Raw genomic sequence first — 15,581 nt, forward strand, 5'->3', positions numbered from 1 at the left:
GTCAGACGTCGAAGACCGGCGGCAGGGCGCGGCCGCGGTCGGTGAGCTCGAGGACGCCGGGCTGCGGGGCCTGCACGAACCCCTCGTCCGCCAGCTCCTTGCGGGCCTTGCGGGCGGCGGTGCGCCAGCGCAGCTCACCGGTGGGGCCCGTCTCGTGGTCGCCCGGACGCATCTGCTCGCTCATCCGCTCCGGCAGCTCGTCGTAGAGCAGGTCGGCCTCGCGCTCGCCGCCCGCCTCCTGGAGCAGGAGCAGGATGAACGGCTTGAACTCGACGGTCGGGGTGCGGCGGTGCACCACCGGCGGCTTGGCCGGCGCACCCGGCACCCGGGTCGAGGACGTGCGGCGGGTGGTGCTCGACGTGCTGCCCGAGGTCGACGAGACACGCTTGCGGGTCACCGGCGACGCCTTGGGCGGCGGCTGGGGGGCCCGGGCGTGGGGCGACGGCGGCGGCGCAGCCATGCCGTGCACGCACGTCGACATGGGGAGGTCGCAGAGGTCGCAGAAAGCCTCGGAACTCACATCCGCACCGTACCCGCCGACCCTGGGCGAAGACGAGGCGGCGGGAGGGTCACGGGCGTCACGTGGGCGTGACCAGGGCGGGACCAGGGCGGGACGGCCTCAGGGCTCGCGCCGACGCAGCAGCACGAGGGTCTCGTGGTGCGCGGTCTGCGGGAACATGTCGAGCACCTGGGCGCGCACCGGGTCGTAGGACGGCAGGTCGCCCAGGTCCCGCGCGAGGGTCGTGGCGTGGCAGGAGGAGTAGAGGACCAGCGGCGGTGCCGCGTCCTCGATCGAGGCGCAGAGGTCGGCGCCGAGCCCGCGCCGCGGCGGGTTCACCACGACCAGGTCGGGCGTGCCGTCGGCGGCCCAGGCCGTGGCGTCGCCGGCGGTGAAGGTGGCCGGCAGGCCCGCCTCGGCGGCCGAGCGCCGGGCGGCCGCCACGGCCTCGGCCGAGATCTCCACGCCGTGCACGCGCGTGCCGGGCGCCACCGCGGCCAGGTGCAGCGCGAACCCGCCGACGCCGCAGTACAGGTCGACCACGGAGGCGGGCGCCGCGTCGCGCACCCACGCGGCGGCGGTCGCGTAGAGCGCCTGCGCGACGACCGTGGAGGTCTGGAAGAACGCCTGCGGACGCAGGTGCAGGGTGACCGCGCCGGCGGCCGAGCCGGACAGCCTCATCGGCAGCGTCTCGTCCTCGGTGAGCACGACCTCCTCCGGGCCCTCGAGCACGGCCTTGTGCTCGGGCTGGAGGTTGACCGACGCCACCCGCAGCGGGGCGCCCGCCTCCGCGAGCGCCGCCGCCAGCGCCGGCAGGTGCTTGCGCAGCCGCGAGAGCGCCTCGGTCGAGCGCAGCACCCAGCGGACCATGAGCTCGCCGTCCGGGGAGCAGGTCACCAGCACGTGCTTGAGCTCGCCGCGCCGCGTGGGCACGTCGTAGGGCACGAGCCGCGCCGTCGTCACGAAGGACGCCAGCACCGGCAGCGCGGCCACGATCGCCGGCTCGTGCAGGCCGCAGCCGCGCAGGTCGACGCCGTGCAGGTCGACGCCGTGCCCGTCGCCGTCCAGGATGCCGAGGGTGGGGGCCTCGACGGTGCCGCCCGCGACCATCTTGGCCTTGTTGCGGAACCCCGCCTCGGGCGGCGCGAACGGCGCCTCCCACGCGACCCCGGCGCCCGGTCGCACCTCGGCGACGAGCGCCCGGGCCGCCCGGTCCTTGCGGGTCAGCTGGTCGGCGTGCGGCTCCCCCATGAACGCGCACGAGCGGCACGCGCCCGCGTCGAAGTAGTCGCACTGCACGGGAGCCGAGCCTAGAGGGCGCGCGGCGTCAGACCGCGATCCCCTCGGCGGGGGCGCCGGAGGCCGCGACCGCGGCCAGCGCACGCTCGACGGCCCCCGGGTCGGTGACGGTCGGGTAGAAGGACGCGTCCACCTCGAGCCCGGCGGGCCCCGCGGCGAACGCGACCGTGACGCCCCCGGGCCCGTCGGGCTCCGCGGCGATGACGGCGCGGGCCTCGGTGGGCTCTGTCCAGGGCAGCCGCTCGAAGCCGGTGCGGCCCTGGTAGCTGAGCGTGAGCCGCTGGGGCACCGGTCCGTCGACGCGGGCCGCCCGCCCCTCCCCCGGCAGCCCGACCACGTCGACGACGCCGACCCGGCCGAGCGCCGCGCGCAGGCCGGTGCGCACCGTGACCGCACCGAGCAGCACCAGCGGGACGCCGGCGGCGGTGACGCGCTTGAGCGCCGCGCCCAGCGCGGCCGCGTCGGTGGGGTCGACGTCGAGCCACGGCCCGGTCGCGAAGTTGCCCGACACCGGGGCGCCGCCGAGGCTGCCGCGGCAGTCGGCCATCACCTTGCACCCGGCCGAGGAGATGCCCTCGGCCGCCAGCGCCGCCGCGGTGCGGGCCATGAGCAGCGCGGCGACCGAGGCGCTCGTGCCGGTGCGGTCGCGCTCGGCGCGCACCGCGTCCACCACAGCCTGGGGCAGCAGGACGCTGCGGGTCACCGGCGCCCCCACGGGCCCGGGCACGCGCGGCTCGGACGTCGGCTCCGTGCCGGGTCCCAGGGGCAGCGCGGCGCGCACCGCGGCCACGGCGTGCTGCGGGCGCCGCCCCCACGTGCGCCACGCGGCCTGCACGAGCGGCAGCCGCGGCTGCTCCGGGGTGCGCAGCAGGTCGAGGTCGAGCTGGGCGATCCCCAGCAGCCACCGGTTCTTCGTGGCGCCGTCGCCCACCGCGTGCGCGATCGAGCCGGCCAGGCAGCCCTCCCTCTCCGCCGGGTCGGACGCCGGGTCGGACGCCGGGTCGAGGCCCAGCACCAGCGCCACGGCGAGGTCGTGCACCGGGTCGGCCTGCAGCCGGTCGCACAGCGCAGCGGGGTCGGTCTCGTCGGTCACCGCCAGCACCCGGTCCAGGTGCGCGGCGAGCACGGCCGCGCCGGAGACGGCCTGCGAGCGCAGCCGCGGACCGGCGCTGGTCGGCTCGAGCACGCACAGCAGCGGGTGCTGCGGCTCGACCTCGGCCAGCCCGAGCAGCAGGTCCCGCACGTCCTCCGGGCTCGGCAGCCGCAGCCGGCCGAACGCGTACACGGTGCGGAACGGCGCCCAGGTGCGGTCCCGCACCGAGATCCGGCGGGTGGCACGGGCGGGGCCGGTCATCGCGTGGCCCCCAGCTCGACGAGCACGTCGTCGGCGGGCGGCTGTCCGTCCGCGGTGCCCCAGCGTGCCTCCCCGACGGGCAGCCCGCGGGTCGCGGCGGCGGCGAGCCGGCCCGGGCGCAGCGCCCAGGAGATCCCGGTGCCGATCACCGCGAGGTGCAGGGCGCAGAACGCGACGTTGTTGAGCATGCCGGCGCTGCGGTCGACGGCCAGGCCGTAGGCGGAGACCGCCACCAGGGCCGTGCACAGCACTAGCCCCGGCCACACGGCCAGCGGCTGCCAGGAGCCGCCGCCCTCCTTGGGCGTGACCACGAACTTCCCGCCCTTGCGCAGCAGCACCTGGAACGTGGCGACCACGTGGATCCACGCCGAGGCGGCCTGCAGCGCGAACGCCTGGAACGAATAGGTGCCGCCACCACCGACCGCCACGAGCGTCAGCGCCATGAGGAAGTAGGGCGCGAAGTGCAGCAGGAAGGCGTCCGCGGAGGCCGCGGCCACCGCCTGCTCGCCGGTGAGGATGCGGATGATCGGCAGCGAGAGGTAGACGAAGACCGTCCAGCCCGAGAGGAAGTAGAGGGACGACAGCGCGTACTGCGCCTTGATCCGCAGCGGCACGCGGGCGGTGAGCGCCCGCCCCAGTGCGGAGAGGCAGCCACGCGCCCAGCGCAGCTGCTGGCCGGCGTAGGAGGCCATGTCGTCGGGGCCGAGCCCCTGGACGAGCACCTCCGGCACGTAGGCCGTGCGCCAGCCCCGCTGCACCATCCCGAGGGAGAGCTCGAAGTCCTCGGTGACGCTGTGCTGCGGGAAGCCGCCGACGTCGTCGAGCGCGGCACGGCGGAAGACCACGTTCGTGCCGCAGCAGAACATCGCGTCCATGTCGTCCTTGCCGCGGGCGATGCAGCCGAAGAACAGCGCCTGCTGCGCCCAGGCCGCGGCCGCGACCGGGTTGCGGTCGGCGTTGGCGTAGTACTGCGGGGTCTGGACGAAGGCGACCTTCTCGTCGGAGAGGTGCCCCAGCGTGCGGCGCAGCAGCTCGGGGTGCGGCACGTGGTCGCAGTCGAGCACCAGCACCGCCTCGCCGTCCACGAGGCCGAGGGCGTGGTTGATGTTGCCGGCCTTGGCGCCGTCGTGGACCTCGCGGGTGACGTACCGGGCCCCGACGCGGGCGGCGAGCGCCGCCATCTCGGGGTCGTCGCCGTCGTCGAGCAGGTGGACGGTGACGTCGGCGCCGCGCAGCCGCAGGGCGGCGCTGAGCACCGGCTCCACCACCGAGACCGGCTCGTTGTAGCGGGGCACCAGCACGTCGACGGTCATGTAGTGGGCGATGGGGACGCTGCGGCGCACCGTGCGGTCGTGCAGCAGCGTCCACCAGAACCCGACGGCCTGCACGAGGTTGAACATCTCGGCCGCGACCAGCAGCCCGTAGAGCCAGGGGTTGCCGACCCGGCCGGGCACGAGCAGCCACCCGAAGTACCAGAGCGAGGCGGTGGCGGCCAGGGCGACGAGCAGCCGCACCAGCCAGGGGCGCTGCTCGCCCAGCACCTGGCTGGAGAGACCGGGCGTGGGCCCGGTCTCGAGCGCGGTCGCGGGACCGCCGGGGCTGCCGGGGCTGCCGGGGTCGCGGGGGTTCGTGGAGCGCGAGCGGATCATCGGCTGACCTCCTCGGTGACGGCGTGGCGGTACGCCAGGGATCGGGGGGCACGTCGGCGGCGGGACACCGCGAGGACGGGGACGGCGGCGAGCGCGAGCGCGCCGGGGCCCCCGGCGGTGCCGCCCGTCGTGGCGCCGCCGGAGGACCCTGCGTCCACGCCCGTCCAGGCCGTGGTGGTGCCGGCGGACGAGCCGGCCTCGGCGGCCTCGGGACCTGACCGGGGGGTGTCGGAACCGGAGCCACCTGACGTCGCTGTACCCGTCGAGGCCTGCGTCGAGTCTGCGCCGCGCGACCTGGTTGTGCCAGGGCTCCCACCCTCGGCGACCGGGCCGGAGCCGGCGACGGCACCGACCACGTCGTCGGTGGCCACCAGCTCCCAGACCCGGACGTTGGCCGTCCGGTACTGGTCGTCCAGGGCGTAGCCGCCCTGCTCGAGCGCGGCGAGCACGTAGCCGACGTTGCCGGAGACGCTGGCGTCGGAGAGGAACGAGCCGAACACGAAGACGCGCTGGGGCATCTCCACGTCGGGCACGGCCCGCGAGGTGGCCCCGCCGATGGCCGCGCGCAGCCCCAGCTGGCGCTTGTCGCCGTCCACCTTGCCGCTGGAGACGGCGGGCAGGCCGGAGTCGTAGTAGAGCATCTCGTCCTGGAGGTAGACCGGCGCGTAGACGAGCAGGTCGTCACTGCTGCCGCTCTCGCCCTGCACCCACTCCACCGCCGAGGCGAAGTCGTAGGTGCGCGGGTTGGACTGGTTGACCTGCTGGTCGGCCAGGCCGAGCACGAGGGTGGCGACCAGCGCCGCGGGCATCAGCACCCGCACGACCGGCCCGCGGGCCCAGGTGGCGGTGAGCCGGCTGAGCAGCAGCAGGGTCATCGGCACGGCCGCGGTGAAGTAGCGCAGCTCGAACAGCTGGCGCCGCTCGAAGCCGATCGCGAACAGGATCGCGACGGGCACCACGGTCAGCAGCGCCAGCACCCACACCTCGCGGGAGCGGCCGCGGCCCAGGCCCATGAGAGCACCGATCAGCACGACCGGCCACAGCGCCGAGACCAGCACCATCACCGAGTCGGCGTGGTAGCCCCAGATCGCCCAGATGGTGTTCGCGACGATCGCGTAGACGTCGGGGGCGTCCGAGGCGATCGCGGTGGCGTCGGTGCCGACCTGGCCGGGCGTGGTGGAGGCACCGCCGCCGGCGGCGACCACCGAGCCCAGCTGCTCGAGCGCGAACGGCACGAGCGGCAGGACGAGGACGAGCGCGCCGAGCCCGGAGACCACCCAGCGCCACCACATCCGGCGGAACGTCGGCCGCAGCACGAAGCCGAGCATGAGCGCCTGCGCGACGAGCACCGGCAGCGCGGCGAACCACTGCATGTAGACGGCCAGCGCCGAGGAGACGGCGAACACCGCCCAGTCGGCCCAGCGGCCGCGGCCGCCGTCGCGGCCCACGTCCCGCAGCACCCGGAGCTGGGCCCACGCGGCCAGCGTCGCGAAGAGCATCCAGAGCGCGTACATCCGCGCTTCCTGGGCGTACCAGACGGCGACGGGGGCCACCGAGAAGACGATCGCGGTGATGTTCGCGGTGCGGCGGTCCCACAGGTCGCGGGCGAACGCGTAGGCCACCACGAGCAGGGCCATGCCGGCCACGAGGCTGGGCAGCCGGACGACGTACTCGGCGGTCGAGCCGGTCGCGTGCACCAGCGCCCACAGCAGCGTGTGGAAGCCGGGCGGGTGCACGTCGTTCTCGGCCAGGTCGGAGATCATCGCCCCGTAGCCCAGCTGGGCCTGGCGGATGCTGATCGCCTCGTCGATCCAGATCGAGCGGGTGACGGCGAGCCGCAGGCCCAGCCCCACGACGAGGGCCACGACCAGGAGCCAGTGCTCGGCCAGCCAGGCGCGGGCGCCGGAGCGCGGCGCGGCCACGTCCGACGTGGCAGCAGGTGCGGGAGCAGGGTCCTCGACGGTCGGGCGGGCGTGGGTGTCCGTCATCGTCTCGGGGGCCTTCCGGTCGGTGGTGCCGCCCGCGTCGACGGCCCCCACCGTCGACGCGGGCGGAGCTGCGAAGGGGCTGAGCGCGGCCGCGCCGAGCAGCAGGAACAGGCACGCGACGAGGGTCGCGGTGACGATCCCGGTCGCGTTCTCGGCCCGCAGCAGCAGCGCGAGCTGGAGGCCGACGGCGAGGGCGACGAGCACGGCCCCGGCCCAGGCCCGGCCGTTCATGCACAGGCGGGCCACGAGCACCTTGGCGACGCCGAGCGCGGCCATGGCGCCCACGTAGGCGGGGGCGTAGGTCGCGGCGTCGCGGTAGGCCTCGCCGACGACGAGGGCGTAGCCGGACGCCGGGATGGCGGCGACCACGAGCAGGGCGGCCAGCGAGATGCCGGCGGCGGCGGCCAGGGCGACCGCGAGCGAGCCCTTCTGCTCGGCGCCGCTGCTGGGCATCAGCACCAGCGGGATGGTGGCGGTGGCGAAGTACGCGGCGCCGCCGATCGTGGCGACGGCCGCGATGACGCCGGCCTCGGCTCCGGGCAGCACCTTGTTGGCGATGATCACGTCCTGCGCGGCCACGACGGCGACGAGCAGGAAGGTCAGCACGGTGCCCCAGTGACCCCGGCGGGCCGCGGCCGCGTCGGCGTCGACGTGGGCGCCCCGTCCGGCCAGCAGCGCGACGGTGAGCGCGAGGTACCCGGCCGCGACCGTGCCCGCCGCGGCACCGCCGGCGCCGAGCACCGGCACCAGCGCCAGCCCGACCGCGGCGCGGCCGAACGGCTCCGTGGCCAGGGTGAGCGCGGCGCCCACGCTGCGGTGGGTGCCGTAGAGCCGGCCGCGGGCCAGCGCCAGCAGCACCGCGGACGGGGCGGAGAGCCCGAGCAGCGCCACGAGCAGCATCGGCAGCCCGACCGGCCCGGCCAGCGCGGGCGCGACGGCCACACCGAGCGCGGCGAGGGCGAGCGAGCCGAGGAGCGCGCGACGCAGCAGCCGGCCGTGCAGGGCCGGGTCCATCGCGATCGCGGCGGTCACCGAGGAGGCGATGGTGTGGAGCATGACGTAGGCGCCGAGGAACGCGGTGTAGGCCGCGTAGTCGCCCGGCAGCAGCAGCCGCGCCAGCAGCACGGAGACGACCAGGTTGCCCAGGCCCGCGACCAGCTGGCCGGCGAGCACGGCGACCTGCCGGCGTCCGGCCGTGGTGGCGGCGGCGCGGTCCCGGGCGCGCGTGCCCTCGGGGGTGCGTGAGGAGGTCAGCGTCATCGGGTCACCCCCGTGGGGCGCAGGCGCGAGGCCTGGAGCGCGGAGTTGTGGCTGGGGTGCCCGCTGGTGCCGGCGCCCTCGGAGAGCAGCAGCACGAGCAGGTCGAGCACCTCGCCGGCGGCGGCCACCTGCTCGCGCACGGCGGAGAGCCCGCGGTCGCCGAGGTGGGCGAGCAGCCCGCCGGCGCGCTGGCCGGTGGGCCAGGGCGTGACCGGGGTGCGGGCGGCCGCGGCGGCCAGCAGCGTCTCGGCGTCGGCGGCGAAGACCCGGGCCGAGGCCGCGAGCAGGTCGCGCTGGGCGCGCAGCGACGGCGAGGGTGGCAGGACGGCGGCCGAGAGCCCCTTCGCCCGCAGGCCGAGCGCCAGCGACTGGGCGGCGTCGAGGTCCGCCCCGGCCGCGCTGCCGGGGCGGCGGGCCTGCACGGCCAGCCGCTCGGGCAGCAGCCCGCCGGCGGCGGCGCGGTGCAGGTCGAGGGCGATCCGGTCGGCGAGGACCGCCGGGCCTCCCCCGCCCACGAGGGTGGCGTCGTCCACCACGACCAGGGCGCCGAACGTGGCCGGGCCCTCCGTGCGGACCGGCAGGTCCTGGAGGTCGTGCCAGCCCAGGTGCGCCCCGACCCGGATGGGCGTGGGCAGCCCGGCGGCGGCGAGCCGCGCGGCGGACTCGGCGGAGTCGAGCACCGTGAGCGAGGAGCCGGCCAGGAGCCGGCGGGCCGTGCCCTCGCGGCGCGGGGACAGCTTGCCGACGCCGAGGTCGACGAACGCGACGCGGCGGCCGGCGGCCCGGTAGGCCTGGCTCAGCGTGGAGAGCGAGCGCAGGGAGAGCAGGGACTCCCGACGGCCGGCCAGCGGGCGGCCGCCGAGCACGACGAGGGTGTCGGTGTGGCCGGCCGAGCGCAGCAGGTGCGGCAGGTCCGCCGGCACGGTCGGGACGCCGGTGACGCGGGCGGTGCGCTGCGGGTCGGCGGTGGCGGCGGCCACGTCGATGCCGTCGATGCCACCGACCTCGCGGGCGACGACGGCCAGGGCGGTGTCGTCGGCGTTCTCACGCCACGGCGTGGTCTGCAGGATCAGTGCTGCGCTCATCGGTCACCTCCTGGCTCTCGGGAGCGGCGGGGGCGGTAGGGGCGGGCAGGGCCGCGTCGTCGACGGCCTCGTACAGGGCGGCGTGCCGACGCGCGACGGCCGGCCAGGTGCGGTCGGCGGCGAGGGCGTCGGTGCGCCCGCGCAGGGCGGCCAGCGCGCCGCCGTCCGCGGCGAGGGCGTCGAGGCGGGCCGCCCAGTCGGCGGCCTCCCCGCGCCCCCCGACGGAGAGCGCCGGCACGCCGATCACCTCGGCCAGGCGCGGCGAGAGCACCATCGGGGTGCGGTGCGCCAGCGCCAGCGCCAGCGGCCCGGAGGAGGCGTGCGGCTCGGGGTAGTTCAGGCAGAGGACGTCGGCGGCGCGGAACCAGTCGGCCACGTCGGCGTCGGGGACGAATCCGGTGAAGCGGGCGCGGTGGCCGTAGGTGGCGATCAGCCGCTCCTCGTAGTCGTCGCCCTGCGCGGCCAGCCGCGGGTGGGTGCCGCCGGCGACGACGACCTGCACGTCCTCCTGCGTCATGGTGGCCGCGGTGAGCACCGTCTCGAGGCCCTTGTACGGGGCCACGAAGCCGAAGCTCATCGCCACGAGGGCGTCACCGGTGACGCCGAGGCGCTCGCGGGCGCCCTCGCGGGAGCCGGGCTCCGGCACCTCGATCCCGTGCGGCACCACGACGGCGCCCGGCACCAGCCGCTCGAACGCCGGCTCGTGCACGATCGTGGTGCTGGCCAGGCGCGGCAGCGCCCGCTGGACGCCGGCGATCGCGGCCCGCGCGGCCACGGGCGGCACGCCGATCCGGTGCATCCGGGTGTACTCGGCGGTGACCTTCGCCGGGTCGACGACCTGGTGCATCGTCAGGGTCAGCGGGGCCCCGGCGCGGCGGTGGTGCGCGAGCGCCGCGACGGTCACGGGCAGCCCGGAGGCGCCGTGGTAGAGGAACAGCTCGAACTGGAGGTGCACCTGCGCGGCACCCGTGGCGCGGGCCGCGGCCAGGGCGTCGCGGACGGCGGCGGGCCGGCCGCTGGTGAAGGCCCGGCGCACCTCCACGGGGCCGTCGTGGCCCACCGCGGGCTCGCCCTCGAGCACGGGCGCGACCACGCACACCGCCAGGCCGGCGTCCGCGAGGGCGTGGGCGAGGTTGGCGGTGTAGGAGGCGACGCCGGAGTCGCCGTCGTGCCGCGAGCCGAGGCGCGGGTAGAGGCTGACGATCGCCACGTCGGGCGTGGTGCTGCCGGTCGTGCCGGTGCTGGTGCCGGTGCTGGTGCCGGCGGTGCTGCGGGGGGACGCGGGGTGCTCAGGCACGGGAGGCCTCCTGGGCGAGGGGATCGGGGGTGCGCGGGTCGTGGGCGTAGGTGTCGGGCGCGTAGGCCGCGCGCGTGCCGGCGGTCGGGTGCGGCAGCGGCTCGGGGAACCGGCCACCCCCGGCCCCGTCCGTGCCGAGCCCCGCGTCGATCACGGGCATCTCGCCGGTCGCGGGCGAGCCGGCGCCGGCGGGCAGCGACTCCACGAGGGCCTTGGCAGGCATCCGCACGGGGACGACGCGGTGGTGCAGCCAGAGGCGGCCCAGGGAGGCCGCCATGCGCACCGAGTCCGACAGGGCGTCGACGCGGGAGCCGTCGCGGTCGATCCACACCGTCGGCATCTCGGCCACGGTGAGGTCGAGCGCCCGGGCGGTGACCAGGAGGTCGACGTCGAAGACGAAGTCGCGGCTGGAGACCAGCGGCATGATCCGCTCGGCGGCGGTGCGGGTGAGCACCTTGGCCCCGCACTGGGTGTCGAAGAACGGCAGCCCGAACAGGCGACGCACCGCGGCCTGGAACCCGACGCTGGTCACCTTGCGCTTGAGCGAGCGCGGCCGCGGCAGCACGGACGCGGGGTGGAAGCGGGAGGCGATGGCGATGTCGGCCTCGGTCTCGTCCAGGGTCCGGGCGAGCAGCGCGATCTCCTCGGGCGGGGTGGAGCAGTCGGCGTCGACGAAGGCCACCTGGTCGGCCGTGCTGGCGCGCATGGCCTCGGCGAGCACGCCGCCCTTGCCGAGCCGCGGGTACTCGGTGAAGCGGATGCGGGGGTCGTGGACCGCCGCCGCGGCGACGATGTCGCGGGTGCCGTCGGTGCAGTCGTCGAGGGCGACGGTGATGACGAGGTCGGGGTCGGACAGCTCGGTGTACGCGTGCAGCGTCTGTCCGATGCGGTGCTGCTCGTTGTGCGCGGGAATGACGATCTCGATCGACACGGGATGCTCCTGGTGCTCCTCTACGTCACGACGGCCGCGCCCGACCGGGTGGTGGGGCACGCGACGTCGCGTTCGGGTGGGAACGCCGGCGCCACCCGGCGTCGTCGTCGACGTCACGGGTGGAAGGGCTCGGGCTGCCTCGTGGTGTGCGTCGCAGCGCCCTCCGATACCCGGGAGGGGGCTGCGGGACCGGGGGGGACCCGGTCGTGTCAGGGAACTGCGTTCGAGGTGGCGAGGTCGTGCGGGCGGTGCTGCTCCGTCGTCCTTCGGCGGCGGGCCCGGGCTGCGCTGGCGTCCTCACCGTGTCGAGCCACAAGGCGGCTGTGCAAGCGCGGATCGCTGTGACGCACGGCTCCGGACCGGCCGGGTGAGGGCCGTCCTGGCCGTTCCACGTGGAGGATCGACGCGGGACCCGGACCGTTACGTGACGAAGGACGCTTCTCGTTCCGTCCCCGGAATCGGGTAAACATGAGAATTGGCCTGGATTTCGGTGGCGCTCCTCTCAGTTTAGGCCGCCGTCCCGGACGTCTCGCACCACCCCGGGGCCGACCGCGAGGCCCCTGCAGGGCCCGCCACGGCTCCGTCGGGCCGCCGGCCCAGGCCCGCACGACGGCTCCGGGCACGGCACCCAGGGGCGGGCCACGCGACCCGGACCCCGCCCGGAGAGGCGGGTGGTCGCGACCCGCCACGGCTGCGACGATGCGGGCGTGACACCCCCTGCTCCGACCCCCTCCGAGGAGCCCGTCCCCGGGCCCGCCGCCGACGACCAGCCGACCCCGCTGGGATGGCCAGCCCGTGCCGAGGACGCCGTCGACGCGGTGCTCGGCCGGGCGCTGCGCGGGCGCGGCTGGACCGAGCGGGTGCTGCCCGCGCCGGGCTACGGCCTGGAGGGCGCATGGGTACGGGTGTTCGCCCGAGTGCTGCTCGCGCCCCCGCCGGAGGAGGGCGACCGCGAGCCCGCCCGCTCCGCCGAGGAGCCCGCGCCCCGGGGCTGGCGCCGCTTCACCGTGCAGTCCGTCTCCGACACCGAGGTCACGGTGGACGTCGGCGGGCGCACCGTGCTGCTGCGCACGAACCGCGAGGGCTACGTGGACGCGCGCCTCGACGTGCCGCTGCCGCCCGGGCCCACCGAGGTCTCCTTCTCGGTGCCCGGCCGGCCCCCGGTCTCGGCCACGCTGCACGTGGTCGCCGCCGACGCCCGGCTCGGCCTCGTCTCCGACCTCGACGACACGGTGATCGTCACGGTGCTCCCCCGCCGGCTCCAGGCGCTGCGCAACGCGTTCCTCTCCCGCGAGGACTCCCGCCGGCCCGTGCCGGGGATGTCCCGGCTCTACGAGGAGGTGCTCGGCGAGGACACCGGCACCGGCGAGGCGTTCTGCGTCTACCTCTCCACCGGCGCCTGGAACGTGGCGCCCGCGATCGAGCGGTTCCTGCGGCGCCACGGCTACCCCGCGGGCCCGATGCTGCTCACCGACTGGGGGCCCACCGCCGGGCGCTGGTTCCGCAGCGGGGTCGCCCACAAGCGCGGCGAGCTGCGACGCCTGCTGAACGACCTTCCCCACCTCACCTGGCTGCTGGTCGGCGACGACGGCCAGCACGACCCGGAGACCTACGCCGACCTCGCCGTCGAGCACCCGGACCGGGTCGCGGGCGTGCTGCTGCGGGACCTGCCGGCCACCGAGGCCGCGACCCGCTCCCTCCCGGGCCACGTGCACGCCCGGCGCCGGGCCACGGCCGCGGCGCGGGCGGTCGGCGTCCCCGTCGTCCACGGGGCGGACGGGGACGTGCTGCGGCGCCGGCTGCCCGAGCTGCCGCGGCTGCGGCGCCTGCGGGGCGGGCGGGCCTAGCCGCTCCTCGGCGCTAGTTCCAGGACCGGCGCCAGCCGGAGGTGCGCCCGACGCCGGCGAGCTCGCCCAGCGTGGCGGTGAGGTGGTGCAGGTGCCGCACGACGGGGTCGTCGTCGCGGTCGGCGTGCGGGCCGGCGAACAGCACCAGCCCGCCGCGGCTCAGCGGCTCCTCGGCCTGCGGCGCTCGCTGCCCCACGCCGGCGGCCGTGAGCGCCCGCAGCCCCTGTGCGATCGCCTCGGCGGCGGCCGCGGTCGCGGAGGGGTGGGCCGGGGGCCGCGCCTGGAGGCTGAGGGCCAGCGCGCGGCACTGGCTGGTGGCGGCGGCGTACAGCCCGAGGCGGCGGCGGGTGCCGCGGCTGCTGGCGCCGATCGGCAGGGTGCGCACCAGCGGCCGGGCCACGAGCGCCACCCGGCGCGCCTTGTCGTCGACCGCGCGGGCCAGCGCGTCGAGGTCGACCCGCCCCCCGCCGTCCGCGCCGGCGCCTCCACCGGCGCTCGTGCTCGTGGTCGTGCCCGACGACGGCCGCCCTCGTCGACGCGGGCGCTCGGGCTCGAGGGCGCGCGTGTAGGTGGCGACGCCGTCGAGCAGGGTGGCCATGGCCTCGTACAGCTCGTCGCGGGCGGCACGCACCGTGTCGCGGGTAGAGAGGGGCGCGATGACGAGCGCGACGACGGCGCCGGTCAGCGCCCCCACGAGGGTCTCGCCCAGGCGCAGCGCGAGCAGGTCGTCGCTGAAGGAGCCGAGCACCGTGTAGAGCTCGCCCAGCACCAGGGTGATGAAGAAGGCGGTGGCGGCCTGGGAGACCTTCACGAAGTACATCGCCAGGAAGATGCTCACCAGGATCACGGTGAGCACCAGCGGCGTGCTGCCGGCGGTGGCGTGGGCGAGCACGATGGCGACGGCGATGCCGAGCAGCGTGCCGACGACGCGGCCCAGCCCCTTGACGAAGGTCTCGGTGCGGCTGCCGGTGCCGGTGACCGTGATGAACGTGGCGACGACGGCCCAGTAGTACCGCGTCGGCGAGAGCAGGGAGCCCAGCAGCAGCGCCAGCACCCCGGCCAGCATCATCTGCACCGCCTGCCGGGTGGTCATGGAGACCCGGGTCAGCGGGTTGAGCCGGCTGCCCCGCACCTGCACGTCGCGGGCGACGGCCGGGCTGCCGGGCAGGCCGCCGAAGACGAGGCTGGTGGCGGCCTCGAACTCGACCTCGCCGGGGTCGACCTCGGGCGGCTCGTCGGCCGCGTGGGCGAAGCGGAGCAGCTCGCGCAGGCCGTGGGCCAGGTGCCGGGCCTGCCAGCCGCCGGTCAGGCCGGGCGACCCGTCGATCTCGGCGGCGCGGCGCACCAGCCGGTCCGCGGCCACCTCGGCGGCCCGGTCACGGCGGGCGGCGAGGTGGTCCAGCGCGCGGCGGGCCTCGTCGACCAGCGCGACGTCGACCCGCAGCCGCTCCTGCCCGCGCACCCCCTCGGCGCGCAGCCGGGCCAGCTCCTCGGCGGCGGACGCGCAGCGCTCGGCGGCCTGCTGGGCTTCCAGCGTGCGTCGGCGCAGCGCGGCGGCCGACCAGCCCTCGGGCACGGCCCGCGGCTCCTGCGACCACGCCTCCACCAGCAGCGCGGACTCCCCCAGCGCCGCGACCCGGGCGCCGAGGGCCCGTTCGGCGCGGGTCGCGCGGCCGGGGTTGTCGGGCGGCACCTCGAGCAGGTCCGCGGCCTCGCGGGCCACGGCGCGTCCGCCCGCGAAGAAGGCGCCGAGCGTCGCGTGCAGCACCCGCCGCGGGTCGGCGTGCAGCAGCGTCGAGGTCACCGTGGCCACCCACGCGGCGCTGACGACGGCGGCCAGCAGCAGCGCCGGCAGCTGGGGCGGGGAGACCTGCAGGAACGTGCCCGCGAAGAAGCCCATCCAGCCGAGGAAGCCGTAGAAGAACCAGGGCCCGCCGAAGCGGCGCACCCACACGGCCAGGAACAGGACGACGGCGAAGCCGAGGCCCTGGGTGAGCCGGTCGCCCAGCACGCTGGCCAGGCCGACGCCGAGGCCGGCGGCGACCGGGAACCACGCCGCCGTCCGCCAGGCGTACCCGCGGCTGCTCCCGAACAGGGCGTTGGAGCCGAGCATCGCGGTGATCGCGCCCAGCATGACCGTGGCCAGGCCGGTGGCCGCGTCGTGGCCGAGCAGGCCGGAGACGCCCATCTGGAGCGGGATCGACCCACCCACGCAGACGGCGGCCGAGAGCCCCTGCCGCAGCCGGCCCGCGCCCGGGTCGCTCACCCGGGCGCGGTCGCGGGCCTCCAGCAGGAAGCGCCGCACCGCGTCCGGCAGCGCCTCGGCGAGGCGGCGGGACAGGGTGGGCACGGGTCGATCCAACCACCGTCGA

At 76.6% G+C, this 15,581-nt stretch carries 10 protein-coding genes; 1 reads left to right on the forward strand and 9 read right to left on the reverse strand.

Translation table 11 applies throughout. From position 1 onward, the window contains the following. Position 1: 1 nt before the first annotated feature. The 8 genes from M8330_RS07445 to M8330_RS07480 form a co-directional block, all read right to left on the reverse strand. Positions 2–397, reverse strand: a complete 396-nt coding sequence (locus M8330_RS07445; protein WP_250053089.1) for a winged helix-turn-helix domain-containing protein — start codon at positions 395–397, stop codon at positions 2–4. Between the two features lie 222 nt (positions 398–619). Next, positions 620–1,798 carry a methyltransferase domain-containing protein gene (locus tag M8330_RS07450; protein WP_250826806.1) on the reverse strand — a complete coding sequence of 393 codons (1,179 nt, stop codon included), beginning with the start codon at positions 1,796–1,798 and terminating at the stop codon, positions 620–622. Between the two features lie 28 nt (positions 1,799–1,826). After that, positions 1,827–3,152 (reverse strand): hypothetical protein, encoded by a 1,326-nt coding sequence (locus M8330_RS07455; RefSeq protein WP_250826807.1) that lies wholly within the window; start codon positions 3,150–3,152, stop codon positions 1,827–1,829. Next, entirely contained in the window at positions 3,149–4,801 is a 1,653-nt protein-coding gene (locus M8330_RS07460) for a glycosyltransferase family 2 protein (protein WP_250826808.1), read from the reverse strand. Before M8330_RS07460 ends, M8330_RS07455 begins: the two co-directional genes overlap by 4 nt. Continuing rightward, the gene (locus M8330_RS07465) at positions 4,798–8,049 is read right to left on the reverse strand and encodes a glycosyltransferase family 39 protein (protein ID WP_250826809.1); all 3,252 of its coding nucleotides are present in this window, start codon (positions 8,047–8,049) and stop codon (positions 4,798–4,800) included. The genes M8330_RS07460 and M8330_RS07465 overlap by 4 nt, the downstream gene beginning before the upstream one ends. Beyond that, entirely contained in the window at positions 8,046–9,134 is a 1,089-nt protein-coding gene (locus M8330_RS07470; protein WP_250826810.1) for a hypothetical protein, read from the reverse strand. Before M8330_RS07470 ends, M8330_RS07465 begins: the two co-directional genes overlap by 4 nt. Next, complete coding sequence (locus M8330_RS07475; protein WP_308196252.1) at positions 9,094–10,431, reverse strand: glycosyltransferase; 1,338 nt, start codon at positions 10,429–10,431, stop codon at positions 9,094–9,096. The genes M8330_RS07470 and M8330_RS07475 overlap by 41 nt, the downstream gene beginning before the upstream one ends. Beyond that, positions 10,424–11,362, reverse strand: a complete 939-nt coding sequence (locus M8330_RS07480; RefSeq protein ID WP_250826811.1) for a glycosyltransferase — start codon at positions 11,360–11,362, stop codon at positions 10,424–10,426. The genes M8330_RS07475 and M8330_RS07480 overlap by 8 nt, the downstream gene beginning before the upstream one ends. Positions 11,363–12,069: 707 nt before the next feature. Here M8330_RS07480 and M8330_RS22405 point away from each other — a divergent pair. Next, a complete protein-coding gene (locus M8330_RS22405; RefSeq protein ID WP_250826812.1) occupies positions 12,070–13,209 on the forward strand; it encodes an App1 family protein phosphatidate phosphatase in 1,140 nt (379 codons plus the stop codon). Positions 13,210–13,222: 13 nt separating this feature from the next. On the opposite strand, the gene M8330_RS07490 is transcribed toward M8330_RS22405, so the two are convergent. After that, a complete protein-coding gene (locus M8330_RS07490; protein WP_250826813.1) occupies positions 13,223–15,559 on the reverse strand; it encodes an FUSC family protein in 2,337 nt (778 codons plus the stop codon). Positions 15,560–15,581: the final 22 nt, after the last annotated feature.

It is taken from the genome of Nocardioides bruguierae (assembly GCF_023656415.1).
In the GTDB taxonomy this organism is placed as follows: domain Bacteria; phylum Actinomycetota; class Actinomycetes; order Propionibacteriales; family Nocardioidaceae; genus Nocardioides; species Nocardioides bruguierae.